Source organism: Arthrobacter arabinosi (assembly GCF_054511115.1).
Window position 1 is genome coordinate 691,749 of record NZ_JBTNDF010000003.1, and the last position, 24,297, is coordinate 716,045.

Here is a 24,297-nt window from a genome sequence, read left to right on the forward strand (position 1 = left end):
GCAGCCACAGTCCACGTGCCGCCCCGGAAGGGCCCCATGCCACGACCACCCGCACCATCCCCGTCCCCGTCCCCGGCCCTGATCAAGGCGAGCCGTTCCTCCCTCCACGTCATGAGCCTGAACATCAGGTACGACCGTCCGTCGGCGCAGCCCGATGACGTCGACTTCTGGCCGGACAGGATCGCACCCCTGCAGGACCTGCTGCGGCGGGAGGTCCCGGTGGTCCTCGGGGTGCAGGAGGCCCTCCACCACCAGCTGACCGTGATCCAGGCCGCGCTGCCGTCGTGGTACCGCATGATCGGGGACGGCAGGGACGGCGGCAGCCGCGGCGAGTACTCGGCGATCTTCTACGACGCCCGCCGCCTGCGGCTCGTCGAATGGGACCAGTTCTGGCTCTCGGACAGCCCGAAGCTCATCGGCTCGTCCACCTGGGGTAACGGCGTGACGCGCATCGTGACGTGGGGCCGGTTCCTCGACAGCGGGACGGACCGGGAGATCCTGCTCGTGAACACGCACTTCGACCACGAATCCGAGCACGCGCGGCTCCGCAGCGCCGGTTCGGTGCTCGACCTCGTGCGCTTCTTCCACCCCCGGCTGCCCACCATCGTGATGGGCGACTTCAATTCCGACGCCGGATCCTCCTCCGCGTACCGGAGGTTCCTCGACTCGGGGGTCCTCGTCGATGCGTGGACCCGGGCGGACGAGCGCCTCACCCCCGCCTACGGCACCTATCCCCGGTACGGCCAACCCGTCGACGGGGGACGGCGGATCGACTGGATCCTCACCACACCCGACGTGCTCGTCCGCCAGGCTGCGGTGAACACCTCCACCCTGGACGGCCGGTATGCGAGCGACCACGCCGCCGTCCAGGTGCTCGTCGACCTCCCGCGCGGCGACCACGAGCCGGGACTCCCAGCAGCCACCCAGTAGCACGGAGTGCCGCGATTCGGACGGAGTGCCGCGATCCCGCGGGACCGAACGCCCTTGACGCTCCCACCCGGAGAGCTGACGCTGAGGGGATGGAGTGGATCGCCGACGTCCTCGCCGCCGAGGACTACGAGGTGGGGCGGCAGATCGCGCAGCGCGGGGTCGCCGCCGTCTACCTCATCGCGTTCCTGTCCGCCATCGCGCAGTTCCCTGCCCTCCTCGGGGAGAAGGGCCTCATGCCCGTCCCCGTGTTCCTCGAACGGGCGGGCCGGCGCGCAGGGCCGTCGCTCTTCCACCGCGGCTACACCGACCGCAGGCTGCGCGCCGTCGCCTGGACCGGTGCGGCCGTCTCCGCCCTGCTCGTCCTCGGTGTCCCGCAGGCCGGACCACCGTGGGTGCCCCTGGTCGGGTTCCTCCTGATCTGGTGGCTGTACACGTCCATCGTGAACGTGGGCCAGGCGTTCTACGGCTTCGGCTGGGAGAGCCTGCTGCTGGAGGCGGGGTTCATCGTCGCGTTCCTCGGGTCCGACGGGATGGCGCCGCCGTTCCTGGTGCTCCTGATGATCCGCTGGCTCGTCTTCCGCCTCGAGTTCGGGGCCGGGATGATCAAGATCCGCGGCGACCGCTCGTGGCGGGACCTCACCGCCCTCTACTACCACCACGAGACCCAGCCCATGCCGAACCCGGCCAGCCGGTTCTTCCACCTGCTGCCGAGACCGCTGCACAGGATCGAGGTCGCCGGCAACCACGTCACCCAGCTGGTTGTCCCCTTCCTCCTCTTCGCGCCGCAGCCGGTGGCGGGCTTCGCCGCGCTGGTCATCGTCGTCACGCAGGGCTGGCTCGTGCTCTCCGGTAATTTCGCCTGGCTCAACACCCTGACGATCATCCTGGCGTTCGCCGCGGTGCCCGATTCCTTCTACGAGGCGGCGTTCCCGGCCCTCGAGCTGTCCGGCACCTACCCGCCGACCCCGCTGTACGCCACCGTCGCCGTCGTCCTTGCGATGCTCCTCCTCGCCTACCTGAGCGGGCCGGCGCTGCTGAACCTGTTCGCCCGGCGGCAGCTCATGAACGCGAGCTTCAACCGGTGGCACCTCGGCAACGCCTACGGGGCGTTCGGGAGCGTGACGAAGGTGCGGTACGAGGTGATCGTCGAGGGAACGCTCGACGACGTCGGCCCCGACGCGCGCTGGCGCGAGTACGAGTTCAAGGGCAAGCCCGGGGACCCGGCGCGGATGCCGCGCCAGTTCGCGCCGTACCACCTGCGGCTGGACTGGATGATGTGGTTCCTCGCCCTGGGCTCGGAGCGGGGCTGGTTCACGCCGTTCCTCGTCAAGCTCCTGGAGGCGGATCCCCTGATCCTGAAGCTGCTCCGCCGGGATCCGTTCGACGGCGCACGCCCCCGCTACGTGCGCGCCCGGATGTTCATCTACCGCTTCTCCACGCGGGAGGAGAAGCGGGCCACCGGCCTCTGGTGGATCCGCGAACCGCAGGGCGTCCTCGTCCGCCCCGCGTCACTGCGTACCGACGTCCTCTGACTCCCCGACCTCTGCACCGCCGCCGTCGGCCAGCAGGATCAGCCGTTTCTCGTGCGCGTCCCACCGGCGGACGGCGCCGGCGCGGAGCCGCTGGGGTGAGCGGTCCCGCAGGACACCGAGGGCGGCGGCCAGCTGGTCGGCCGTCAGCCCGTGGCCGAGCGTGATGTGCGGGGTCCACGCTTCCGGGACGGTCGTGGGCACCGGGTCCGCGACGCGGTCCAGGGCGGACCAGACGCGGCGGTGGAGACCGGTCAGGGCGGTTCCCGGGACGACCTGCCGGGCGAGCACGTAGTGGCGCCGGGTCGGGAAGACGAGGAACCCGCCGGTCACGAGTTCCATCCGGTCGCCCTGCGCCGCGCTGGCGAGGCGGGCGTCGTGGCTGTCGTCGATCCGCCCGGCGGCCGCGAGGGTGACGTGCGGCGCGTTGCTGAAGGACCGGTGGCGTGACTGGTTCGGCAGGCCCGCGGCCTCGAGCGCGGCCCAGTCCTCGAGCAGCACGAGCTCCGACGGCGCATCCAGCAGGAGTTCGACGCTATCCGCCACGCCGCACCCGTCCACCGGCCGCTGCGGCACTCCGTGCGGTCGGGTGCACCAGGGTCAGCGCGGCCGTCGTCGGAAGTCTCCGACGCCCGCGGAGCCGTCCACCTCGGTGACGCCCGTCCGCGGATTGCGCTGCGGACGCTGGTAGGCGAGTTCGCCGCCGCTGCGGCCCCCGAACGGCCGTCCATGGTCGGCGTACTCCTCACGGAAGAACGCGACCGCCCACCCCCCGAACTGGACGCGGGCACCGGTGCGGAGGACGGAGGGTTCCCTGCCGTTGACGCTGCCCGTGACCGTGCCGCGCGGCACCAGCACGTATTCGTCGTCCTCCGTGTGGATCACCTCGGCGTGCAGGGCGTCGAGGCCCGGGAGGTTGAGCATCGCGTCCTCGCCGCTGCCGATCGTGGTGCGGTCGGCGACCAGCTCGAACTCACGCGGCACCTGGCCGCTCCACGTCGCGGAGTTCTGGACGAAGATGAGCCGCGGACGACCGCTTCCCGGCAGGTAGTGCGTCGTCGTGATGGTCCGCCGGATACTGCGGTTGACGGTCGGGACGAGCGGGAACGGCGTGGAGGGAGGGACGAGCGACGGCGCATCACGCTTCTCGAGTGCGCGCCGGCCGATCCCGAGCAGGGGCGCGAGCGTACCGGGGGAGCCCAGACGGATGTGCGGGGACCGCGTGACGAGCCGCTGCGCCACGGAGGATTCCACGGCGCCGATGCTCACGAGCAGCCCCTTGGGTCCGGAGACCGAGACCGCAAGACCCCGCCGGGCCAGCTGCCGGGCGACGTCCCGCACCTGGCCGAGGCGGGGGAGGTTGTTCCCGCGGAAGGCGCCGGGATCATCGACGAAGATCTCGACGGTCGTGCCGGCCGCCTTCACGGTGCCGGACAACCCTGCCTCCGGCTTGCCGTCCATGGCCGGCTCCCCCAGCGAGAAGTCGATGTCGATGTCGAGCCTGAGTGACGAGGCCATGACGCGACGGATCAGGTGGGCTGGCCGGAGCCGCCGACTGCGTTGTCGCTGGTCGTGATCCGCAGGGTGCCGTTGAACTTCCACGTGGCGCGCGGGGCATCCGGGCCGATATCGCGGGGGACCTCGATGGTCATGTCCTGCAGCGTGTAGTTGATCGCGGCGCCGCGACCGGTCAGGTAGGACCACATCTCCTCCGCGAGGTCCGTCCAGTCGCGGATGGTGTGGGACTCGCCCGTGGTGACGCCTGAGGTGTTTTCGGTCATGTCGATTCCTTCATCGGTGATCCAACAATGACAGACGTCCTCTAACTCCGTCTGACCTGACAGAGCCCACCATAGCGGAGCGTCAGTCCCGGCGGAACCCGCCCGCGGTACGGGCGGGCCCCGGGCGGGAGGTCACCACTGCGGGTGCACGGTGGCCCTGAAATGGCGGTCGTAGATGCCGGCGACGGCGGCGTTCAGTTCGGCGCCGAGATCCGCGTGCCCGGCCGCTCCCGCATTGGACCTGGCCTGCTCCGGACTGCGGGCACCCGGGATGACGGTGCTCACGCCCTCCTGCGCGATGATCCACGCGAGGGCCGCCTGGGCGGTCGTGACGCCGTCGGGCACCAGCTCCGCGAACTCGCGGGCGGCCTCGACGCCGGTCGCGTAGTCCACACCGGAGAAGGTCTCGCCGACGTCGAAGGCGGCGCCGTCGCGGTTGTAGTTGCGGTGGTCGTCCTCCGCGAAGGCGGTGTCCTTCGTGTACTTGCCGGACAGCAGCCCGGAGGCCAGCGGGACGCGCGCGATGATGCCGACGCCGGCGGCCCGCGCCGCCGGCAGGACCTCGTCGAGCGGCTTGAGGCGGAACGCGTTGAGGATGATCTGCACGCTGGCCGTGTTCCCGCGCGCGATGGCCGCCAGGGCCTCGTCGGTGCGCTCCACACTGACGCCGTAGTTCCTGATGGCGCCGTCGGCCACGAGGGTGTCGAGGGCGTCGTAGACCTCGTCGGAGCTGTACACGGCGGTGGGCGGGCAGTGGAGCTGGACGAGGTCGAGGGTCTCGACACCGAGGTTGATCCGGGACCGGTCGGTCCACTCGCGGAAGTTGGCCAGTGTGTAGTTCTCGGGGGCCTGGTCGACGCGGCGGCCCATCTTCGTGCCGACGAGGACGTCGAGGCCCGGGTTGTCCTTGAGGAACGCCCCGATGGTGGATTCGCTGCGCCCGTCGCCGTAGACGTCCGCCGTGTCGAAGAAGGTCACACCGGCGTCGACGGCCGCCTCGAGGACGGCGACGGCGTCCTTGTCCTCCACCTCGCCCCAGTCCGCGCCGAGCTGCCAGGTGCCGAGGCCGACGACGGAGACGGGACGGCCGGTTCTTCCAAGGGTTCTCTGTTCCATGATTCCGACTATAGGCCGGTCAGCGTGGCCTCCGTCTACAGGCCGGGCAGCGTGGCCTCCGTCGCCGAAGGCTGCCCGGCCTGCCTCCCGGGTGCCGGCTGCTCGAGGGGCGCCCTCGCCTCTGTGCGCGTGAGGCACGGGTCCGCTCCGGACGTCGACCCGTCGGCGGGCAGCCACCGTGCCGCCTCGTGCTGCAGATCCTTCTGCCGCTCGGCGTCCATGCGGTCGAGAAGGACCACCACCATGTTGGACCGCGGATTGCGGGCGAACAGGTCCCGGTAGTCCCGGACGAACTCCCAGTAGAGGGCGTCCCAGCTGAAGCGCCAGGAGCCGTCCTTGAAGTCGCTCATCTTCTTGATGTAGTTGCTGCCGCTGACGTAGGGCTTGGTGGTGATCATGGTGCCGGCCGCGTACTGGCTCATGGCGTAGACGTTGGGCACCATCACCCAGTCGTAGGCGTCGATGAACATCTCCATGAACCACTCGTAGACGGCATCCGGTCTGGCCCGCATGAGCAGGGCGGCGTTCCCGAGGATCATGAGGCGTTCGATGTGGTGGGCGTAGGCGGTGTCGAGGATGCGCGTGATGACCGAGTCCACCGGTTCGAGCCCGGTGTCACCGGTCCACCATCGGGGGTCGAGGTCCGCGGTGAGTTTCAGCGTGTTACCGGTCCGCATCTCACGACCGCGAAGCCCGTAGGACGCGCGGATGTACTCCCTCCAGCCGATGACCTGGCGGATGAAACCCTCCACGCTGGCGATGGGCGTGTCGTGGCGCTCGGCGAAATCGAGCGCGAGGTCCACCACCTCGGCGGGATTGAGGAGCCCGATGTTCATGCTGGAACTCAGGGCGGAATGGAACAGGTAGGTCTGACCGACGGCGATCGAGTCCTCGTAGGGTCCGAAGAGTTCGAAGCGCTCGGTGAGGAATGCCTCCAGGGCGTCGGACGCCTGGCGGTGCGTGACCGGCCAGTTGAAGGATTCCGCGGTGCCGGGGTTGTCGGGGAAGGCGGTCGCGACCCAGGTGATGGCGTCCTCCACCTCCGGGAGCCGCTCGAAGGCGGGCAGATCCGGGAGGGCGATCTTCTTCGGCAGCTTCTTGCGGTTCTCGGTGTCGAAGCTCCACTTCCCGCCCGTCGGGGAGCCGTCGGCCTCCACCATGATGCCGAGACGCTTGCGCTGCCACTCGTAGAAGGTCTGCATGCGCCAGTTGTGGGAGGAGAAGTAGGTGCCGAGGACGTCCCGCGCCGAGAGGAACTGCGGCGTCTCCAGGACGCGTGTCTCCACCCCGGCGTCGGCGAGCGTGCGGGTGAGCCGGCGCTCGAGCCAGTCGTCGACGACGTCGTAGTAGGTCACGCGGGTGGCGTCGCGGTCGGCGAGCACCGCCGACAGCCGCTCCTGGCTGGTGGCCTCCGCGGAGGTCTCCACATAGTCGGCGCTGTAGCCCGTGTCCCGGATCCTCCGCGCGAAGATGGTCATGGCGGCGCGGTGCAGGACGAGTTTCTGCTGGTGGAACCGCAGGCTGCGGAACAGCAGGTCGTCCTCGAGGAAGACGAAGTGCGTGTCCGGGGACGCCTCGAGGTGCTCCTCGAAGAGCTGATGCGGAAGGACGAGCTGGACGTGCACGGGGATTCCTTCGCAGAGGACGGTGATCGGGCCACCCTAGCGCCCACCGCCGACAGGACCGGATGCTTGACCATGACCCGGCTTGGTGGTTCGGTGGGGACCACCGACCGGCTCCCGAAGGGATCATCATGAGATCGCTCTGGCTCGATACCGCCCCCCACATCCCGGCCGACGCCCTGCCGGACGGCGCGGCCTACGATTCCGTCGTCGTCGGGGCCGGGCTGACGGGGCTGACGACGGCGCTCCTGCTGGCCCGCGCCGGGCACCGGGTGGCGGTCCTCGAGGCCCGCACGATCGGAGCGGTGACCACGGGCAACACCACCGCCAAGCTCTCGCTGCTGCAGGGGACGAGCATCTCGACCATCCTGAAGCACCATGACGCGGAGCTCGCCCGCGCCTACGTCCTCGGGAACCGCGAGGGCCAGAGCTGGCTGCTGCGCTTCTGCGACGAGAACCGCATCGGCTATCAGACCCGCGACGCCGTCGAGTACGCCATCACGGACACGGGGGCACGGAAGCTTGCCGCGGAACACGAGGCGTGCCGCGAGGCCGGCCTCGACACCGAGCTCGGCAACGCGGCCGCCCTCCCCTTCCCCGTGCGGAAGACCCTGCGCCTGAAGGACCAGGCGCAGTTCCACCCCCTCGAGGTACTGGCCGGGCTGGCGTCCGCGTTCAGGCGGCACGGGGGCACGCTGGTCGAGGGCGTCAGGGTGGAGGGCGTCGCGAGGACCTCGGAGCAGGGCGTGGAGCTGAGGACGAGCGCGGGCCCGGTGACGGCGTCGAACGTCGTCCTCGCGACCGGCATCCCCATCCTCGACCGCGGCGGCTATTTCGCCGTGCTGCAGCCCATGCGCTCGTACTGCGTCGCCCTGGCCGTGGAGGACGAGGTCCCGGAGGACATGTACCTCAGCGCCGACTCCCCCACCCGGTCGCTGCGCACCGCGACGGTGGACGGAACGAAGTACCTGATCGTCGGCGGCAACGGCCACAAGGTGGGCCACAGCTCCGCCACCCGGGCGAGGGTGGACGGCCTCACGCGGTGGGCGCAGGAGTACTTCCCGACGGCACGCCCCGCCTACGCCTGGTCCGCCCAGGATTACACGCCCGCCGCGGCCGTCCCCTACGTGGGCAGGGTGCCGGGCGGCGGCGGCCACATCTACGCGGCCACCGGCTACAACAAATGGGGCATGACCAACGCCGTCGCGGCGTCGCTGGCCCTGTCGGGCGAGATCCTCGGCGGCAACATGCCCTGGGCGGAGACGCTGTACCGGACGAAGGTCAGCCCGGCGGACGCGCTCCAGACGGCGCAGGCGAACGCCGCCGTCGGGCTGGAGATGGTCACCGGCTGGCTGGGCGGCCTCGCGAGGTCCTCGTCCTCCACGCCGGGCGAGGGCGGGGGCCGGGTGATCCGCGAGGGCGCACGTCCCATCGGGGTGTGCACGGTGGACGGCATGCAGTACCGCGTGTCGGCCGTCTGCCCCCACCTGAAGGGCATCCTCTCCTGGAACGACGCCGAACGGTCCTGGGACTGCCCGCTCCACGGGTCACGCTTCACGGCGGACGGGAGGCTGCTCGAGGGGCCGTCGACGTCGGACCTCGCCGACACCCGGCGGTGAGCGCACGCGCTTCCGGGCGCGGGTCAGGCGCGGGTCAGGCGCGGCCCCGCCGAGCCTCACCGACGAGGTCGGCGACCGGTCGGGTGTGGCGGCTGACGAGGATCACGACAGCACCGAAGGCCAGGAACGCCGCAGCGATGCCGACGACGTACAGGAGGACCGACGCGTAGCCGGTGGCGGGGTCGAGGAACGGGTACGGCACCCAGCCGTCGGTGGCGCCCCGCACGAGGACCACCACGACCCAGACCAGCGGGTAGACGAGGACGAGGCGCAGCACCCGGTAGGAGAGCGGGCGCCGGTCGGCGGCCACGATCCAGTCGAGGACCGCGTAGACGGGGAAGCCCACGTGCATGACCCAGTTGGCCCAGGCGAGTTCGACGCCCCCCGGCAGACCGGACAGCAGCAGGTTGTAGACGACCCCCACCACGAGCATGTACGTGGTGGCGGCGGCCCGGACGGGCTGCAGCCACTCGGGTTCGGCGGGCCCGCGGAGCTGGATCACGGCCACGAGGAGCAGGATCACCGCCGCCAGCACGTTGCTCTGGATCGTGAAGAAGCCGAAGAAGTTGAACGGGTTCACCGCGCTCCGCGATGCCGTGTCGAGGAACGTGGACAGGACCGCCACGAGCACGACCGCGGCCACCACCAGGCGGACGGCGGCGCGGAGCGGCAGGGTCTGCGGGCGGAGGAAGCCCGGGCCCGCCTGCGGACCGGCATGGCCGGTCACGGGCGGACGCCCCGTGCCGCGATGTCCTTCAGCAGGTCCCGCATCTCGGTGAGGAGGGCGGTGTCGACGGGGGTCGGTGCCTCTTCGGGGTCCTGCGGGGCGGCGAGCGCGCGCAGCCGCGCGCTCGCGCGGTTCATGGGCACGACGAACAGGAAATAGACCACGGCCGCGGTGATGAGGAAGGTGACCACCGCCGTGAGCACGGCACCCACGTCGACGAAGGTGGCGTCATTGCCGGGCCGGATCCGGAAGCCGAAGCCCGCCGCATCGATCCCGCCGGCGGAGGCGATGACGGGGTTGATGATGTTCGCCGTGAAGGCGCCCACGAGGGCCGTGAACGCGCTGCCGATGACGACGGCGATCGCCAGTTCGATCACGTTCCCACGCAGGATGAAGTCCCTGAAACCCTTGATCATCCGCCGTCCCCTCGCTGTGTGCCCACCCTGTGCCTCCGCAGGCGCAGGGCGGACCCTGCCTGCACGCCTCACTCTAGTAAGCCGCATCCCGTTCCGGACCCTCCCGACGCCGGACGACCGGGAGGCGTCGTCAGGACCCGCCCTGCCCGCTCCGGCCGACGATGAGGTCCACGACGTCGAGCAGCTCGTCGATCTCCGCCCCGCCGGTACGCCCGGTCCCCGCCGAGGCGAAGAACGCCGCGTCGTAGTAGAGGCCGTCGCCGAGGAGCTTGACGGCGTGCGCCGTCGTGCGGTCTCCGAGTTGGGCCTCGAGCGCATCGAGCCATCGTTCCTGGATGTCGGCGAGGGACGCCTTCGCCGTCGGGTGCCCCTGCTGGGCGAGGCGCGCCATGGACACGAGTGCGCGGTCCAGTGGGCTGTCCTCGAAGACGGAGGTGCGGACGTAGTAGCGCGCCGCCCCGTCGGGCGCCGCCGTCATGCTCTCGCGGTCCTTGTCCGCCAGCGAGCGCAGGCGGTCGGCCAGGCCGTCGACGAGCGCCTCCTTGGAGGGGAAGTGGTAGAGCAGTCCGCCCTTGGAGACGTCGGCGGCGGCAGCCACGGCTTCCATGGTGGCTGCCCTTTCGCCGTCACGGATCAGGGCGTTCTCGAAGCTGTCGAGGATGCGCTCACGGGAACTGGACACCTCCCGATGATACCGGTCACCTTTGTTGTACTGTACCGGCTGGACGGTATAGCTTGGAGGCATGACCACGACGCCCTCCTCCGCACGCGTGTCCGGGGTGAACCCGCGTGCCGTTCAGTCCCCCGTCCCCCTGGCCGGCCGCCGCGAATGGTTCGCCCTGGCCGTGCTGATGCTGCCGGTGCTGCTGGTCTCGGTGGACAACACCGTGCTGAGCTTCGCCCTGCCCGAGATCTCCCGCCACTTCGCCACGAGCGGGACCACGCTGCTGTGGATCGTCGACAGCTACCCGCTCGTCCTCGCCGGCCTGCTGGTCGCGATGGGCAGCTTCGGCGACCGCTTCGGCCGCCGTCGCCTGCTCATGATCGGCGCCGTGGGGTTCGCCGTGTTCTCGGTCGTCGCGGCGTTCGCCCCGACGGCCGCGTTCCTGGTGGCCGCGCGCGTGGGCCTCGGCGTGTTCGGCGCCATGCTCATGCCCTCGACGCTCTCGCTGATCCGCAACATCTTCCTGGACCGCAACCAGCGGCGGATCGCCATCGCGGTCTGGGCTGCCGGCTTCTCCGCGGGCGCGGCGCTCGGCCCGCTGCTCGGCGGCGCGCTCCTGGAGCACTTCTGGTGGGGCTCCGTGTTCCTCCTCGCCGTGCCTGTGCTCCTGCTCATGCTCGCACTGACCCCGGGCCTGGTACCCGAGTCGAAGGATTCCTCTCCGGGCCGCGTGGACTACGCCGGCATCGTGCTGTCCATCGGGACCATGCTGCCCGTGGTCTACGCGATCAAGAACCTGGCGAAGGGGGGCCCGCTGCTCGTCTCGGTGACGGCGGCCTTCATCGGGATCGCCGCAGGCATCGCGTTCGTCGCCCGGCAGCTGCGACGCCGCGACCCCATGCTCGACGTCCGCCTCTTCGCGGTGCGTGCGTTCAGTGGCGCCGTCCTGGTGAACCTCTTCGCGATCTTCTCGCTCGTCGGCTTCCTGTTCTTCGTCTCACAGCATCTCCAACTGGTCCTCGGGCTCAGCCCACTCGACGCCGGTCTCGTGCTGCTGCCGGGCCTGCTGGTGACGATCGTCGCCGGCCTCGCAGTCGTGCCGTTGGCCCGCCGGTGCCCGGCGCATCTCGTCGTATCGATCGCCCTGCTGTTCTCGGCCGTCGCCTACGCGATGATCGCCCTCCTCGGCGAGGGCGGGTCCGCGGGCTTCCTCATGACCGCCTTCGTGATCCTCGGGATCGGGGTCGGCGCGTCCGAGACCGTCTCCAACGACCTCATCCTCTCCTCCGTCCCCGCAGCCAAGGCGGGCGCGGCGTCCGCCGTCTCCGAGACCGCCTACGAGGTCGGCTCGGTCCTCGGGACCGCCGTACTCGGCAGCATCCTGCTGGCGTCCTACCAGCGGGACCTGAGGCTCCCCGCCGGACTCAGCACCAGTGAGGCGCAGTCGTCCACCGAGACCCTCGGCGGTGCCGTCGAGGTCGCCACCCACCTCGGTCCGGCCAGCGCGTCGCTCCTCCGGGAGTCCGCGTTCCACGCCTTCGACAGCGGCATCACGCTGACGTCCGGCATCGCGGCACTGCTCATGGTCGGCGCGTCGGCCCTGGCCGCCTGGAGCCTGCGCGGCACGACGGCCGAGCGCGTGGACCACTGACCGGCGATCCCCGGAACGCCAGAAAGGGCCCATTCCGTGGGGAATGGACCCTTCGTGCCGCCGGGCCGGCCGATGCTTCGAGCCGGCCCGGCACCGGATCAGTGTCCGGTGCGGTTCACGTCGTTGACGCTCGTGGCGCCGTTGGCACGGTGATCGACGTGCTCCTTCTTGTTCTTCTTCAGCAGACCTGCCAAGCCGAGGAGGCCGAGGAGGCCCCACAGGCCGTTGTCGCCGTTGTCGTCGTCGGTTTCCTGCGTCTGCTGCGTGGCGGGAGCTGTGGACTCGGCGGCCATCGACGGGGCTGCGATCCCCGTGAGGATGGCGAGGGAAAGGGCTGCAGTGGCGGCGGTCTTGTGAATCATGGCGCTCCTTGGTGTAGGGAAGGGACCCTGCTGGGACTCCTATCATCAGCCTACTTACTATTTGCTTCCCGACGGCGCAGATGCGGGTTCGGGAAATGCTTGCTGGAAGTGGGACAGATGAGGTACGCGGGTGCACGAGGGGCCGGGGAGCCTGGCACCCCATTGTCTGCCGGGGGTGCTGGTGCAACAGTGGGGGAATGGTGATCGAGGTGCGTCCCGCAACGGAATTCGACGACGTCGCGATCATGGTCGGGCCCCGGCGCGCCGATGCGGCTGCGTGCTGGTGCCTCAGCTACCGCCTCCCGGGGAAGCAGAATTCAGCACTGGCAGGGCGGGAGCGCGGCGACTTCGTGCAGCGCCTGTGCCGGCAGGACCCGCCGCCCGGGGTGCTCGCCTACGACGGCGACGACGTCGTCGGCTGGGCCGCCGTCCACCCGCGTGCCGACACGGCATTCGCCCGCAGCCGCACGATCCCCCGCGTCGACGACGCCGACGTGTGGTCCGTGTGGTGCATCCGCGTGCGGCCGGGCCATCGCGGCAGGGGCATCTCGCATCGACTGCTCGCGGGCGCGGTGGACTTCGCGGACAGTCACGGGGCCCCCGCCGTCGAGGGGTACCCGGTCGACAACAAGGGGCTGAAGGTCGACCTCACGATGGCGTACGTCGGCACGCGCCGGCTCTTCGAAGCAGCCGGCTTCACGAAGGCCGCGGACACCGCGTCGGTGGCGAACGGGTTCCCCCGGGTCCTCATGCGACTCGACCTGCACTGACGCCGACGGCGCCGTCGGAAGCAGCGGCGACAGGCCCCGTCCGGACCGCCCGCACCCATGCGCACAGCGAACAGGTGCCCTCGCCGACCGGGACCCCGCCCGCATCGGGGACAATGGGAGGGTGGCCCTGCTAACCGAATCCCCCGTCCTCGACGCCGATGCCGTCCGCCGCGAGGCCGGACGCCGTCGCACCTTCGCCGTCATCTCGCACCCCGACGCCGGCAAATCGACGCTGACGGAGGCGCTGGCGCTCCTCGCCCGGGCCATCCAGGACGCCGGCGTCACCCACGGCAAGTCGAGCCGTCACGCCACCGTCTCGGACTGGATGGGCATCGAGCAGGAGCGCGGCATCTCGATCAGCTCCGCCGCCCTCCAGCTGACCTACCGCGACACCATCCTCAACGTCGTCGACACCCCCGGCCACGCCGACTTCTCGGAGGACACCTACCGCGTCCTCGCCGCCGTCGACTCCGCGGTGATGCTCATCGACGCCGCCAAGGGCTTCGAGCCGCAGACCGTGAAGCTGCTCGCCGTGTGCAAGGCACGGAACATCCCCATCATCACCGTCATCAACAAGTGGGACCGGCCGGGCCTCGACGCCCTCGGCCTGATCGACGACGTCGGGGAGCGCACCGGGATGACCCCTGTCCCGCTCACCTGGCCGGCAGGGATCGCCGGCGAGTTCGAGGGCCTCCTCGACCTCCGGGCGGAGCGGGCGATCGCGCTGACGGCCGTGGACGCCGGGGCCCAGGCCGCGACGGAGACGGAGATCGACATCGACACCCTCGACCCCCGCGACGCCGGCGCCTGGCTCGACGCCCGCGAGGAGTCGGGCCTCGTCGAGTCCTCGAACGGCTCCTTCGACCGCGACGAGTTCGAGGCGGCCCGCCAGACCCCCGTCCTGTTCGCGGCCGCGGCCAAGAACTTCGGGGTGTCCCAGCTCCTCGACATCCTGGTGGACGTGGCCCCCTCCCCCACCCCCCGCCCGTCCAAGGAGGACGAGCCGCGCCCCATCGACGCACCGATGTCCGGCTTCGTGTTCAAGGTGCAGGCGGGCCAGGACAGCGCCCACCGCGACCACATCGCGTACCTGCGCATCTGCTCCGGCACGTTCGAGCGCGGCATGGTCATCACCAACCAGCGCACCGGGAAGCCCTTCGCCACCAAGTACGCGCACCGCGTCCTCGGCCGCAGCCGTGAGGTGGTGGACACCGCCTGGCCGGGCGACGTCGTCGGGCTCGTGAACGCGACGAGCCTCCGCGTGGGCGACAGCCTGTTCGCCGAGGAGCCCGTGCAGTTCCCCGACATCCCGCGTTTCTCCCCAGAGCTGTTCGCCGTCGCGCGGGCCAAGGATCCGGGACGGTACAAGCAGTTCCGCCGCGGGATCGAGCAGCTCGAGCACGAGGGCGTGGTGCAGGTGCTGCGCTCGGACCTCCGTGGTGACCAGGCGCCCGTGCTCGCCGCCGTCGGGGCCCTGCAGTTCGAGGTCGCCGCCCAGCGGCTCGGCACCGAGTTCAACGCGCCGACGTCGCTGGACAACCTCTCCTACACACTCGCCATGCGCGTGGCCCCGGAGAGCCAGGGCGTCCCGGGGACCTTCCGCGGCGGCGAGATCCTCTTCCGGTCCGACGGCGAGATCGTCGCCGTGTTCGGGGACAGGTGGAAGGTGGGCCACTTCAGGAAGGACTTCCCCGACGTCGTCCTCGAGCCGATCGGCGCCGCCGTCGACCTCTAGGGTGGCGGCCGACGGCGCCCGCACCCGCGCGCACGATGCTTGCTCAGGCGCGCGTCGGGCCCTTAGTTTCGGCGAGGGGGAAGAATCGGTCGATACAAAGGAGTACCACCTCGTGAAGTTCCGCATCCCGTCCCTGATCGCTGCTGCCGCCCTCTCGGCGGGCCTCATCACAACCCCATCCGCGTCTGCGGATGTCCCTGATGTCGGTGGTGTTCTGAGCGTCTCGCCTGCGGGGTCCAACGACTGGTCCTGCACGCCCTCCGCCGAGCATCCTGAGCCCGTGGTCCTGGTGCCCGGCACGTTCGAGAGCATGGTGAAGAACTGGTCCACGCTCTCACCGGTCCTCAAGAAGGCCGGGTACTGCGTCTTCGCCCTCGACTACGGCGTCACCAACGGTGTTCCCGCCGCCGGCCCCGTGCGGGAATCCGCGGCCGAACTGGGTGAGTTCGTCGATCGCGTTCTCGCTGCTACCGGGGCCCGGAAGGTGGACCTCGTAGGCCACAGCCAGGGTGGGATGATGCCTCGCTACTACCTCGGCTTCCTGGGAGGGGCGAAGAAGGTGGACCACCTCATCGGACTCGCGCCGTCGAACCACGGCACCGAAGGCGTCATCAGTCCCGCCACGGGAGAACTCACGGCAGGCGGCAATCTGGGCATGCTGTGCCAGGCGTGTGATGACCAGGCCGCGAGTTCGCCGTTCATGCAGGAGTTGAACTCGATCGGGGACCTCGTCAACGGCCCCGTATACACGGTCGTGTCGACACGGTACGACGAAGTGGTCACCCCCTACCAGAGCCAGTTCCTTGCGGGTTCCCCACGCCGTGTCACCAACATCACCCTGCAGGACCTGTGCCCGCTCGATCCCATCGAGCACGACCAACTGCCCAACGATCCGGCCGCCCACCAGCTCGTCGTGCACGCGCTCAGCCGCACCGGTGCCCCCGCGGATCCCGCCTATCGGCCCGCCTGCCTCTAGGATGGCCCGCGACCTATCTCCGGGCAGGAGGCCTCGCGTCCTGAGTCGATGTACTCGACCCAGGTGTTGGTCGAGATGCCTCATCCCAGCGGTCCGTCTCACAAACCCCATACGACACGACTGCTGAAACACTCTGCGGTGAGACGGCTTTCCAAGACAGACGGCGTCCCGGGATTTCGGGGAAGGTCGCGAGCTTCGGCGTCGACGGCCAAGTGTCTTGCAAAACTGTAATTTTATGAGACACCGCTAAAGCGACCCTGGCATCGCAAGTCGGGCGCGTCGTTGGATCTCCCGGTACACGGTTGTCCGGGAGACTCCCATGATTTCGGCGATCTCGCCTCGCGTGTATTCGCCCTCATCGACGAGGCCGAGCAGGTGCTTGCGCTGGTGGTCCGAGAGTTTGGGCTGCTTGCCGCGGAGTCGGCCCTTGGCTTTCGCGACAGCCATGCCTTCCCGGGTGCGGGCACGGATCAGGTCGGACTCGAACTCGGCCACTATGCCCAGGACGTTGAACAGGAGCTTGCCGATCGGGTCCGTCGGATCGTAGATGCTCCCGCCCAGACTCAACGCGACGCCTTTGCGGGTCAGCTCGTCGGCGATGTCACGCGCATCGAGTACCGAGCGAGCCAGCCGGTCGAGTTTCGTCACGACCAGGGTGTCACCCCTCCGGCAGGAAGCCAGCGCCTCCCGCAGACCAGGCCGGGTTCGGTTCGTGCCGGTGAAGCCGTGGTCAACGTGGATGTTCTCCTCCTCGACGCCAAGGGACATCAGACCCTCGCATTGAGCGGTGAGGTCCTGGCCGGCGGTCGAGACGCGCGCGTATCCGATCTTCATCGGATCAGTGTTGCAGACAAGGTACCCATGCGCCCGTCTTCATCGTCCCGGCTATACGTACGCTCCCCCGGCCTGGTGCGGTCAGCAGGTCCGGATCCCCTGCGTGGCGCCTGAGGACGACCGGCTTGCGGGCGCCCACCGGTTCACTGATCGACCGACTAACAGACGTTCAACCGCCCACCTGACGCGTTGGTCGGAGAAAACGTCGCGGACTTAGGCCACACTGATCAAATGACCATCGAACTGCCATCGCGCTACGAGGATCTCCGACCTGCGTTCCGAGCACAACTACGACCAAACCGCTCTCTCATCGAGAAGGTCAAGCTGGCGCATAAAAAGATGAGCATCAGCAAAGGTGTGCGGTTCCTACCTGTTTATGGGCTTAGCGGCGCAGGAAAAACCAGCGCCGCACTTGAGCTTGCAACCCACTTGCAGGGCGTAAATGTCGTGCCCTTGCCACCCAAGGTTGTAGACGGCAATCAAACTCTCGAATCCGCACTGCCTCAGACCTCCGCAACCTTGATCATCGCGGTGATTGATCAATATGAGGAAGCAGTCGCGCGCAGGGAGGATGTTCCCACGCGCTTCGTTGAAGCGTTGAGTCGCTTGGACCGGGCGCGCTTTCACACACCGGTGCTTTTCATCTGGCTGACTACTAGTAGGGACTTCCAGCGGGATCTGGCTGCGGCCACGAGCCGCAACTCAAGGTTGCTTGTTGACGAATCCTTCGAGTTGCAGGCGTTGCCGCAAGACCAATGGTCAGACGTGATCGAAGAAACATTTGATTTCCACAACGAAGGAAAGGAGCTCGCGGACTTCCAAGTTTTGCGATCGGATATCCAACAGATAGCAGCGGCCGCGCCCTCGCTTGGCACGGCAATTGAACAAGTCGGTGAACAGTTCGATGCCGACGTGCTGCATGACATATCCGAGTATCAGCTCGTGATGGTTTGGCCCGTCACCGATGGCGTTCGACTAAGCAACGTGCGTAGTTTCACTAACCCGCGAGCTGGCTACAAGCTGGACTGGAATTCGTTTTATCGAGCACTCAACTCGAACGACCAGTCTCAGCTCCCTCTCGATGCTTACAACAAGGCACGGCTGTACTTTGATGTGCGACTCGTACCGGTGCAGGTTGCCGATCTTCACTCCATCTGTCTGAATCTCGACAATCCAGATAAGCCGCCCGCTCGGTCCTACGTTGAAGGCTTCCGCTCGACACATCTGTTTAACGTGGTCTCTGACACTTTTGAGCCGGAGTCTTATCGGCCAATGAAGGACCACGGGAACGCAACAACTGCTCCCCAGCGCTCAGCAAGAGCTCGTGATTGGTACTCGGAGGCTACCCGCCACCCGACTCACATCGGCCGTCGCATTGCTGCTGTCCTGACAGCAGACGGGTTTCCTGCGCGGGCAGAGCGCGAAGTCAAGACACCGCATTCGCGTGTCGTTGCGGATGTCTTGATGGAGCGAGTTGGGAGCGAACGCGACAAGGTAATCATCGAACTGAAGGCATTCTCACCAGATAGCACTACCCCTTCAAAGATCGCAACACAGATACGCGGCACTCTCCGCAAGCATGCCGAGCTGGCTGGGTATCTCGAACGACGCTGACATCTCGAAGTCGCCATGAGTTTGTGTCGGTAAACGATCCCGTTGCGCACATCCTGGCGCTATTCGGTGAGCCACGAGCCGAGCAACTTACCCTGCTCTTCGCTCAACCAAAAAGCGATTGGCTGCTGACCATCTGTGGTTTCAACGCTGAGAGTCACGGAGAAACCGATCTCGCTACCAATGGTCGGGCTTACGCTGATTCCTTGAACTCGTGGCTCGGACGGTAGGTCGCGTCCCATCATGATCGTGACATCGGCTGTACCTTCCGATGCTCCGAGCGCTCCTGTCGATGTACCCGGATTGGCCATCCAACGAGCACCGGCCTCCAGGCTCGTCTTGTGGTCTGAGCAGACGGGCACTTTACGGTCTGAATAGGGCGCCAACACGAACGAGGTCGTTGGAGTCGCGAGACAACGCAATACGGAGCAAGCGGTCATGACCGCGATCGTACCGCTACGCAAAAATGAATGGCTTAGCGTTCACTGCCGAGGAAGGTGCGCCGCTGAGGGATGGCTTTTCGTGCATGCGATTGTGGGTTACTGATCAGCCCTCGGATGCTGGTGTGGCTGGAACGGTGCGACCGTCGGAAAGGGTCAGGCTCTCGACGACTGTCCCGTCGCTGAGTCGGATACCTTTCAGGCCCATGGTGAGGGTGTTGTCCGAGAATCCGCCGGATTGTTCGTAGGCGTAGGTCATGCCCTCGGGGAGCTCGCCCAGATCTGCCTGTGCAGTGAAGCGGACATCGAAGGGGGCGCGGCGGGCGGATTCTTCGCAGATCTCCACGGAGCCGTCAGGGTGCAGCAGGCCGACGAGTTCGGTGGTGGCAGGCGATGTCATAACCCCGTACAAGCTATACCCCGATGGCGGCTTCCTTGCCGATGACCCACCGCTGTCGCTCTCAAGCCCGGCAGCGTCATCCTGTTCGGCCTGCTCGAGGGCCTGGCAGGCGTTGAGCGCCTCGATGGGAGGGCTGATCTTTTCTGGAGGTGGGGTGTCATCGGGCGAAGGGAGAAGGGTGAGTCCACCGAAGAGGCCAACCAGGACAAGCCCGCCCGTGAGGATGCGCTTGCGTTTCGAGGGTGCGGGACCGTTGTGGGGATGGGCGGACGGTTCCTCTGGTGCGTCGGCACCCAGATCGAGAATCTGGATATGACCATCCTGATGCTTGCCGTTGTCGAAATCATCAGCGTAAGTCCCCATAATTCAACCCTAGGGCGCACCGGTCGCGGGCACCCTAGGACCTGCCATGCGTGTCTGCCCGCCTGCCGGGGGAAGAGGTTGGTCGGCGGACCTGTCCGGCGCGTAGCGGTGATCCCCGCCATGGGTTCGCCGGCGGGACCCTTCCCGGGCCCGTAACCAGATCTTCTAAGGGGCGGCGCCAGTGCCGTTGACCCCGCCATCCAGCCTGCGAAAAGCCCGCCATGCTGACGAAAAGTCACATCCACTAGACCTTCAGGTTGTCCCGTAACCGGTCGTATAAGTGACAGGAGTCCTGGGATGCTCGTCGGCTACATGCGCGTGTCGAAGTCCGACGGGTCGCAGACCACCGACCCGCAGCGGGACGCCCTGCTCGAAGCCGGCGTCGATGAAGCGCAGCTCTATGAGGACCTCGCCTCGGGCAAGAAGGACGACCGCCCTGGACTGGCATCCTGCCTGAAGGCCCTGCGGAAGGGTGACACGTTGATCGTGTGGAAACTCGATCGGCTCGGCCGGAACCTGCACCACCTGGTGAACACTGTGCATGACCTGACCGCCCGCGGTGTCGGACTAAAAGTGCTCACCGGACAGGGCTGTGCGATCGACACCACCACCGCAGCAGGCAAACTCGTGTTCGGGATCTTCGCGGCCCTCGCCGAATTCGAGCGGGAGCTGATCTCCGAGCGGACCGTCGCAGGTCTTACCTCCGCTCGGGCGCGAGGCCGGGTCGGTGGTCGACCCTTCACGATGACCCCCGGCAAGGTCCGCTTCGCAATGGCGTCGATGGGCAAGCCCGACACGAACATTGGCGAACTCTGCAAAGAACTAGGAATTTCCCGCCAGACGCTCTACCGACACGTCTCACCCACCGGAGAAATCCGCCCCGACGGAGAACGGGTACTCAAGAAGAAGTGACCACTCCCCTGCTCACCGCGACGATCATCTAGCCCTGCAACTACAGGTTGCTGCAGGCGAGTACGAGCAACGGCTGCTCACACTCGCCTGCACGGAAGCCGGAACCCAGCGGCTCGGCGTGCAGAGGACTTCGAGGAACGACAGATCCTGTCGATTCCCGAAGTCGCCTATATGGACGGAGAACGACCCCACAAGCCGATCCTGATACACGTCGCACGTTACGATCACCGCATGACCGCATGTTCTGTACTGCGTTGCTTGGAAGCTGCCTCTGGCTCATTCGTCCTACTGCCACACTCAGACCGTGAGGTGTCTGTCTGCTCAAGCCATCAGGAAGTCTTGAACAATGGTGCCCCTTGGATGGTTCACTCAGGTACGGACGTGAGGGCGCTTCGCGAAGGAACTGGTCTCGTTGAGGCAACAATCGTCATCGGTCCCGACCTTCCACCCCGTCCGATGGTGGCGACAATCAGCCTGAGCCCGACGTTGGGTGACGAGGTCGGACTCTCCGTGGGAATATCCTTCGAGGCCTCGAGCGGTCACCAGGAGGTCAACTTTTGGCTTCCCGAGGACCAGGCGAAGGATCTCCGATCAATGCTCATCAAGGCACTGCCAGAATGACCGTTGATCGGATCCTGCTGCGTACTCTTCGAACCGCGCTAACTCGGGGCGAAAGCCGAGATGTACACCGGTTCTCCGGCGTTGGGGTTCCTTCCGAGTAACCGGATGAGTCCGCTCTTGCGTGGACTGGTGAAGGGTCCCACCGGCTCGTGCTGCATCTCGACGAAGAGCTCGAATCGACGTCCACGCGCGTTCTCTTCTATCCACTGGTGGACCTGCGTCAGATCCTCAACGTCGCTAAGGACGAAAGCATCGAGCATCCAGCCCCGCGGCGGTGATGCTTGTTCCCAGAAGTTGACCCGGTAGAACGGAGAGTCAACGAAATCGTGGTTCTCCGCGTGGGCAGTCTCAGATGCCTGCATGCTCTCTACGGTAGGCACCTACATCCCCGCAGGCGGCTCACGACAAGAGAACGTGACCTAGTCGCAACGGATCAGCGCCGCAGGCGGATCCTGCAGCGGGACAGGGAGGTCAGCTCCGTTGGCGTGTCAGCCAGGTGATGCCGAAGCCGCTAATGGCCGAGATTCCGGCGACGGATCCCTCAGGGGAGAGCCAATATTGCGGCACGGTGACCAGGAGTACGAGCAGTCCTGCTCCTAGTGCGCAGTCCGTGGCTGCGCGCCAGGGTCTGCGGGCGTAGTGGTCAAGAAGCAGCAGAACCCAGGGAAGGAAGGCAAGCAGGTAGGCAATCGGGTTGGGCCAGAAGAGGGCCAGCCCGCTCAGTAGTGCTGCCACGATGATGCCGAGGACCAGCCTGAGTAGCCGGGCGAGAAAGCGGTACGGCCGTGAGCTCGTGGTCAGTTCACTGGATAGGAACGCCCAGGCGGTAAGCCCCAAGGCCCAGGCACCGGCCCAGTACCCTCCTCCGAGTGCGGCGATGAGGGCGAGAAGGCTTCCGGGAAGAAGGAACACACCGACGGCTGGGAGGGACGGCCGAAAACCTAGGACGGCAGCGCCGACAGCGAGATGAAGAGCGCCGTAGGCCACCCCGAGCCGCATGTTGGTGACTGGACCGCCGACTTCACCGATATGCATCAGCAACAGCATGCCGATGCTTTGAAGGATTGTTGCGCCGACGACGCGAACCTTCACATCCTCAGCAGCCGCACTGGGGAATGACCGCCGTCGCGGTACTCCGTTTGATGCGTGCAGCGAAGCCGGCCCCATGAAACGATCATGTCACCGCGGCGAGAGAGATCTATCTTCACGACAACCGACACACGCTCGAGGATCGCTCTGCGGACTGCGTGAGCGGCACCAGCTCGGTTGCGCATAGAGCCACTTCGTGACCGCGGTCGTCGCGGCGAGCGACTACTGCACAGCCGTGTTGCCCGCGTTACCCGTAAGCACCATCACGACAAACCCAACCGCCACAATCACTGTGATCAGTAGGACGACCACTTGCACTCGGCTCACTACGACTCCTGAGGTTAGTGACTCGCAGCATACGGGCTGCGGAAGGGGACTTCGACCGGCCCGGTGGCCGATCCCTGGTCGGTCAGTGGCACGAGGCCTCGCTCAGCGACGTAGTCTCTAGCCATGAGTGACGATAAGTCTGCCAAGCGGGTTGAACCGAGGATGAATCGTGGGAGCTTTCGCTTGCAGTTCATCATTTGGTCTGTCTGGACGGTCCTTCAACTACTCCTCTTCATCGGTAACGTCCTAAGCGGCGAGGAGTGGGCGTTTGGCGAGTACCTCAGTGCTGCCGCGTTGCTCCTAGGGCTGACCTTTCTTGGTTACCTCCTCTATGTGCGTCGACGTGACGAGCACCATTGGAGGGCTGAAGAAGAACGGCAAGCTGACTGGGAACGTCGAGGTCGAGCACTTTAGGCTCCGCCAAGCATTCCAGAAGCGGATCCCGTTACGGGAGTGCGATCAGTTGGATGTTTGAAGCACTGTATGAGTAGCCGTCCTGATCGCCCTGGATCCACTCGAAGTCGACAACCTGCCCAGCGATGAGGGTTCTGAATCCGTCGAAGTCGATGACGCTGAAGCCTGCCCAGCAGCCGCCGGGGGTCTGTTCAGAATCGATGACACCCCACCCTTCATCGCTGGGCCAGAATCGGACAACTCCGCGTGTAGTCACCAAGTCAGTGTATGGATTAGATCGAATGCAGCTGTCCGCTGATCGATGGGCATTCGGGGACCACTCGGACCCTACCCACCCTTTCTGGAACGCGCGATGGCACTACCGTCACCACCCACGTTGGCCGCGTGGCTACCTATTGACTCCGCCTTTAGTCTCAGGTCATGAGGGCGAAAACCAGAAGATGGCCAACGAAAGGCCAAGCTGTGGCAATGGGGCTATTTGCGCTGCTGTGGATCGCCAGCAACTGGGTATCCGTTGCGTACGAAGGTCGCTCAGCAACTGCGTTCTACTGGGCCGTTCAGGCTCTTACTGTCGTTCTCTTCGCAGCAAGCGTGTGGTTCTACCGCAGAGCTGCGAAACACCCATCGACTCCGAGGTAATAAAGGTGTTGACCAGGCACGAGGCTCACCGACGATCGCCAACCGTTCGCTGAGCCACCGGCTAATGGGCATCACCGGCCCGCTCGTCTCCGGCTTGGATCCCGGGAATAAGTCTTTCCAGTTCCATCCGGCGCCCGGTAAGCGAAGTGGGGGCAGCACCGGGGCGTCCTGATGTCTAGTACGTGGGGAAGGCGCTGCGGATAAGGGCGGGAATCCTCCGTGCCACGTTAACAGACGGCCCCAACCACCTCTAACAGAGAGCGGGTCTTCGATCTTCACCAGCCCGGACATCAGGAACACCTGAAACATCAGCCGTTGTGAGGAAGGTCGAGTACCACCCGTTTATAGGCGAGCGACCAGGGGTCCTTACCCCGGGAGATCTGTTCCCAGCCGTCCTTGGCCAGATCGCGCCGCAGTTCTTCCAGCGCCGCCGTCATTCCTGGAGCCCATTGCTCTTGAGGGGGCATCGGGCTCACCGCTCCTGCTGCGGGAAAGGTGGAGCTTTTGTACCGGGTTCTCCCGTTGACCTTGCCCACGAAGCGCTGCTGGGTGCTTCCGTACTGGGAGCTGAGGGTTGTCAAGATCCGGGCCCACCATGAGGTGGCACCTACATCTTCCAGAGCAATCGTGAGCGTTTCTGCAGGCAGAGTCATCTACCAATGGTCATGGCAGGGTCAAGCCCCTGGGAGTGGTGTAGCGCTGCGTGATCCCTCGCGGGGTTAAGCGGTCAGTGCGGGGCGGGCCTCCTT

General features: G+C 66.9%; 26 protein-coding genes. 10 read left to right on the plus strand and 16 right to left on the minus strand.

Annotation, left to right across the window (positions count from 1 at the left end; translation table 11 throughout):
• Window positions 1–36: 36 nt before the first annotated feature.
• Entirely contained in the window at window positions 37–930 is an 894-nt protein-coding gene (locus tag ACX80P_RS11245; RefSeq protein WP_459278152.1) for an endonuclease/exonuclease/phosphatase family protein, read from the plus strand.
• Between the two features lie 89 nt (window positions 931–1,019).
• Complete coding sequence (locus tag ACX80P_RS11250; protein ID WP_459278153.1) at window positions 1,020–2,462, plus strand: lipase maturation factor family protein; 1,443 nt, start codon at window positions 1,020–1,022, stop codon at window positions 2,460–2,462.
• On the opposite strand, the gene ACX80P_RS11255 is transcribed toward ACX80P_RS11250, so the two are convergent.
• The 5 genes from ACX80P_RS11255 to ACX80P_RS11275 all read right to left on the minus strand — a co-directional run bounded on the left by ACX80P_RS11255 (window position 2,439) and on the right by ACX80P_RS11275 (window position 6,981).
• The gene (locus tag ACX80P_RS11255) at window positions 2,439–3,005 is read right to left on the minus strand and encodes a 2'-5' RNA ligase family protein (RefSeq protein ID WP_459278154.1); all 567 of its coding nucleotides are present in this window, start codon (window positions 3,003–3,005) and stop codon (window positions 2,439–2,441) included. The genes ACX80P_RS11250 and ACX80P_RS11255 overlap by 24 nt on opposite strands.
• A 54-nt stretch (window positions 3,006–3,059) precedes the next feature.
• Window positions 3,060–3,977, minus strand: a complete 918-nt coding sequence (locus ACX80P_RS11260; protein WP_459278155.1) for an FHA domain-containing protein — start codon at window positions 3,975–3,977, stop codon at window positions 3,060–3,062.
• A gap of 11 nt (window positions 3,978–3,988) precedes the next feature.
• On the minus strand, window positions 3,989–4,240 hold the full coding sequence (locus ACX80P_RS11265) for a hypothetical protein (protein ID WP_459278156.1): 252 nt from the start codon (window positions 4,238–4,240) through the stop codon (window positions 3,989–3,991).
• A gap of 132 nt (window positions 4,241–4,372) precedes the next feature.
• Complete coding sequence (locus ACX80P_RS11270) at window positions 4,373–5,356, minus strand: aldo/keto reductase (RefSeq protein WP_459278157.1); 984 nt, start codon at window positions 5,354–5,356, stop codon at window positions 4,373–4,375.
• A gap of 35 nt (window positions 5,357–5,391) precedes the next feature.
• Complete coding sequence (locus ACX80P_RS11275; RefSeq protein ID WP_459278158.1) at window positions 5,392–6,981, minus strand: cryptochrome/photolyase family protein; 1,590 nt, start codon at window positions 6,979–6,981, stop codon at window positions 5,392–5,394.
• A 128-nt stretch (window positions 6,982–7,109) separates the two neighbouring features.
• On the opposite strand from ACX80P_RS11275, the gene ACX80P_RS11280 reads away from it, so the two are divergent.
• Window positions 7,110–8,597, plus strand: a complete 1,488-nt coding sequence (locus ACX80P_RS11280) for an FAD-dependent oxidoreductase (protein WP_459278159.1) — start codon at window positions 7,110–7,112, stop codon at window positions 8,595–8,597.
• 34 nt (window positions 8,598–8,631) lie between these two features.
• On the opposite strand, the gene ACX80P_RS11285 is transcribed toward ACX80P_RS11280, so the two are convergent.
• The 3 genes from ACX80P_RS11285 to ACX80P_RS11295 form a co-directional block, all read right to left on the minus strand.
• Window positions 8,632–9,324: a Pr6Pr family membrane protein gene (locus tag ACX80P_RS11285; RefSeq protein WP_459278160.1), complete on the minus strand. Its 693-nt coding sequence runs from the start codon at window positions 9,322–9,324 to the stop codon at window positions 8,632–8,634.
• Window positions 9,321–9,740 carry a large conductance mechanosensitive channel protein MscL gene (gene mscL / locus ACX80P_RS11290; protein WP_459278161.1) on the minus strand — a complete coding sequence of 140 codons (420 nt, stop codon included), beginning with the start codon at window positions 9,738–9,740 and terminating at the stop codon, window positions 9,321–9,323. The genes ACX80P_RS11285 and mscL overlap by 4 nt, the downstream gene beginning before the upstream one ends.
• Window positions 9,741–9,870: 130 nt before the next feature.
• Window positions 9,871–10,422 carry a TetR/AcrR family transcriptional regulator gene (locus ACX80P_RS11295; protein ID WP_459278162.1) on the minus strand — a complete coding sequence of 184 codons (552 nt, stop codon included), beginning with the start codon at window positions 10,420–10,422 and terminating at the stop codon, window positions 9,871–9,873.
• Between the two features lie 61 nt (window positions 10,423–10,483).
• Here ACX80P_RS11295 and ACX80P_RS11300 point away from each other — a divergent pair, with 61 nt between their 5' ends.
• The gene (locus ACX80P_RS11300; RefSeq protein WP_459278163.1) at window positions 10,484–12,055 is read left to right on the plus strand and encodes an MFS transporter; all 1,572 of its coding nucleotides are present in this window, start codon (window positions 10,484–10,486) and stop codon (window positions 12,053–12,055) included.
• Window positions 12,056–12,153: 98 nt separating this feature from the next.
• On the opposite strand, the gene ACX80P_RS11305 is transcribed toward ACX80P_RS11300, so the two are convergent.
• On the minus strand, window positions 12,154–12,417 hold the full coding sequence (locus ACX80P_RS11305; RefSeq protein WP_459278164.1) for a WGxxGxxG family protein: 264 nt from the start codon (window positions 12,415–12,417) through the stop codon (window positions 12,154–12,156).
• 197 nt (window positions 12,418–12,614) lie between these two features.
• On the opposite strand from ACX80P_RS11305, the gene ACX80P_RS11310 reads away from it, so the two are divergent.
• The 3 genes from ACX80P_RS11310 (at window position 12,615) to ACX80P_RS11320 (ending at window position 15,898) form a co-directional block, all read left to right on the plus strand.
• Window positions 12,615–13,187, plus strand: a complete 573-nt coding sequence (locus ACX80P_RS11310) for a GNAT family N-acetyltransferase (protein ID WP_459278165.1) — start codon at window positions 12,615–12,617, stop codon at window positions 13,185–13,187.
• 121 nt (window positions 13,188–13,308) lie between these two features.
• On the plus strand, window positions 13,309–14,922 hold the full coding sequence (locus ACX80P_RS11315) for a peptide chain release factor 3 (protein WP_459278166.1): 1,614 nt from the start codon (window positions 13,309–13,311) through the stop codon (window positions 14,920–14,922).
• Window positions 14,923–15,034: 112 nt separating this feature from the next.
• Window positions 15,035–15,898, plus strand: a complete 864-nt coding sequence (locus tag ACX80P_RS11320) for an esterase/lipase family protein (RefSeq protein WP_459278167.1) — start codon at window positions 15,035–15,037, stop codon at window positions 15,896–15,898.
• A 246-nt stretch (window positions 15,899–16,144) separates the two neighbouring features.
• On the opposite strand, the gene ACX80P_RS11325 is transcribed toward ACX80P_RS11320, so the two are convergent.
• Window positions 16,145–16,732 carry a recombinase family protein gene (locus tag ACX80P_RS11325; protein WP_459278168.1) on the minus strand — a complete coding sequence of 196 codons (588 nt, stop codon included), beginning with the start codon at window positions 16,730–16,732 and terminating at the stop codon, window positions 16,145–16,147.
• Window positions 16,733–16,963: 231 nt separating this feature from the next.
• Between ACX80P_RS11325 and ACX80P_RS11330 the strand changes: the two genes are divergently transcribed.
• On the plus strand, window positions 16,964–18,346 hold the full coding sequence (locus tag ACX80P_RS11330) for a hypothetical protein (RefSeq protein ID WP_459278169.1): 1,383 nt from the start codon (window positions 16,964–16,966) through the stop codon (window positions 18,344–18,346).
• Between the two features lie 59 nt (window positions 18,347–18,405).
• On the opposite strand, the gene ACX80P_RS11335 is transcribed toward ACX80P_RS11330, so the two are convergent.
• Window positions 18,406–18,783 carry a hypothetical protein gene (locus tag ACX80P_RS11335; protein ID WP_459278170.1) on the minus strand — a complete coding sequence of 126 codons (378 nt, stop codon included), beginning with the start codon at window positions 18,781–18,783 and terminating at the stop codon, window positions 18,406–18,408.
• A gap of 106 nt (window positions 18,784–18,889) precedes the next feature.
• Entirely contained in the window at window positions 18,890–19,546 is a 657-nt protein-coding gene (locus ACX80P_RS11340; RefSeq protein ID WP_459278171.1) for a hypothetical protein, read from the minus strand.
• Between the two features lie 297 nt (window positions 19,547–19,843).
• Here ACX80P_RS11340 and ACX80P_RS11345 point away from each other — a divergent pair, with 297 nt between their 5' ends.
• Window positions 19,844–20,458 carry a recombinase family protein gene (locus tag ACX80P_RS11345; RefSeq protein ID WP_459278172.1) on the plus strand — a complete coding sequence of 205 codons (615 nt, stop codon included), beginning with the start codon at window positions 19,844–19,846 and terminating at the stop codon, window positions 20,456–20,458.
• 659 nt (window positions 20,459–21,117) lie between these two features.
• Here ACX80P_RS11345 and ACX80P_RS11350 read toward each other — a convergent pair.
• Window positions 21,118–21,441, minus strand: a complete 324-nt coding sequence (locus ACX80P_RS11350) for a hypothetical protein (protein ID WP_459278173.1) — start codon at window positions 21,439–21,441, stop codon at window positions 21,118–21,120.
• A gap of 109 nt (window positions 21,442–21,550) precedes the next feature.
• On the minus strand, window positions 21,551–22,171 hold the full coding sequence (locus ACX80P_RS11355) for a hypothetical protein (protein WP_459278174.1): 621 nt from the start codon (window positions 22,169–22,171) through the stop codon (window positions 21,551–21,553).
• A 447-nt stretch (window positions 22,172–22,618) separates the two neighbouring features.
• Between ACX80P_RS11355 and ACX80P_RS11360 the strand changes: the two genes are divergently transcribed.
• On the plus strand, window positions 22,619–22,909 hold the full coding sequence (locus ACX80P_RS11360; RefSeq protein WP_459278175.1) for a hypothetical protein: 291 nt from the start codon (window positions 22,619–22,621) through the stop codon (window positions 22,907–22,909).
• A 31-nt stretch (window positions 22,910–22,940) separates the two neighbouring features.
• Here ACX80P_RS11360 and ACX80P_RS11365 read toward each other — a convergent pair whose 3' ends face one another.
• Together ACX80P_RS11365 and ACX80P_RS11370 are read right to left on the minus strand one after the other, a co-directional pair.
• Window positions 22,941–23,165: a S1 domain-containing protein gene (locus tag ACX80P_RS11365; protein ID WP_459278176.1), complete on the minus strand. Its 225-nt coding sequence runs from the start codon at window positions 23,163–23,165 to the stop codon at window positions 22,941–22,943.
• Between the two features lie 691 nt (window positions 23,166–23,856).
• Window positions 23,857–24,201 carry a hypothetical protein gene (locus ACX80P_RS11370; protein ID WP_459278177.1) on the minus strand — a complete coding sequence of 115 codons (345 nt, stop codon included), beginning with the start codon at window positions 24,199–24,201 and terminating at the stop codon, window positions 23,857–23,859.
• Window positions 24,202–24,297: the final 96 nt, after the last annotated feature.

Bases quoted from the DNA above. Each gene is read 5' to 3' on its own strand.
- ACX80P_RS11305 (WP_459278164.1), bottom strand. From the start codon at position 12,417: ATGATTCACAAGACCGCCGCCACTGCAGCCCTTTCCCTCGCCATCCTC.
- ACX80P_RS11370 (WP_459278177.1), bottom strand. From the start codon at position 24,201: ATGACTCTGCCTGCAGAAACGCTCACGATTGCTCTGGAAGATGTAGGT.
- ACX80P_RS11265 (WP_459278156.1), bottom strand. From the start codon at position 4,240: ATGACCGAAAACACCTCAGGCGTCACCACGGGCGAGTCCCACACCATC.
- ACX80P_RS11245 (WP_459278152.1), top strand. From the start codon at position 37: ATGCCACGACCACCCGCACCATCCCCGTCCCCGTCCCCGGCCCTGATC.
- ACX80P_RS11325 (WP_459278168.1), bottom strand. From the start codon at position 16,732: ATGAAGATCGGATACGCGCGCGTCTCGACCGCCGGCCAGGACCTCACC.
- ACX80P_RS11270 (WP_459278157.1), bottom strand. From the start codon at position 5,356: ATGGAACAGAGAACCCTTGGAAGAACCGGCCGTCCCGTCTCCGTCGTC.
- ACX80P_RS11350 (WP_459278173.1), bottom strand. From the start codon at position 21,441: ATGCAGGCATCTGAGACTGCCCACGCGGAGAACCACGATTTCGTTGAC.
- mscL (WP_459278161.1), bottom strand. From the start codon at position 9,740: ATGATCAAGGGTTTCAGGGACTTCATCCTGCGTGGGAACGTGATCGAA.
- ACX80P_RS11360 (WP_459278175.1), top strand. From the start codon at position 22,619: ATGAGTGACGATAAGTCTGCCAAGCGGGTTGAACCGAGGATGAATCGT.
- ACX80P_RS11340 (WP_459278171.1), bottom strand. From the start codon at position 19,546: ATGGGGACTTACGCTGATGATTTCGACAACGGCAAGCATCAGGATGGT.
- ACX80P_RS11345 (WP_459278172.1), top strand. From the start codon at position 19,844: ATGCTCGTCGGCTACATGCGCGTGTCGAAGTCCGACGGGTCGCAGACC.
- ACX80P_RS11310 (WP_459278165.1), top strand. From the start codon at position 12,615: ATGGTGATCGAGGTGCGTCCCGCAACGGAATTCGACGACGTCGCGATC.
- ACX80P_RS11250 (WP_459278153.1), top strand. From the start codon at position 1,020: ATGGAGTGGATCGCCGACGTCCTCGCCGCCGAGGACTACGAGGTGGGG.
- ACX80P_RS11280 (WP_459278159.1), top strand. From the start codon at position 7,110: ATGAGATCGCTCTGGCTCGATACCGCCCCCCACATCCCGGCCGACGCC.
- ACX80P_RS11300 (WP_459278163.1), top strand. From the start codon at position 10,484: ATGACCACGACGCCCTCCTCCGCACGCGTGTCCGGGGTGAACCCGCGT.
- ACX80P_RS11330 (WP_459278169.1), top strand. From the start codon at position 16,964: ATGACCATCGAACTGCCATCGCGCTACGAGGATCTCCGACCTGCGTTC.
- ACX80P_RS11260 (WP_459278155.1), bottom strand. From the start codon at position 3,977: ATGGCCTCGTCACTCAGGCTCGACATCGACATCGACTTCTCGCTGGGG.
- ACX80P_RS11335 (WP_459278170.1), bottom strand. From the start codon at position 18,783: ATGACCGCTTGCTCCGTATTGCGTTGTCTCGCGACTCCAACGACCTCG.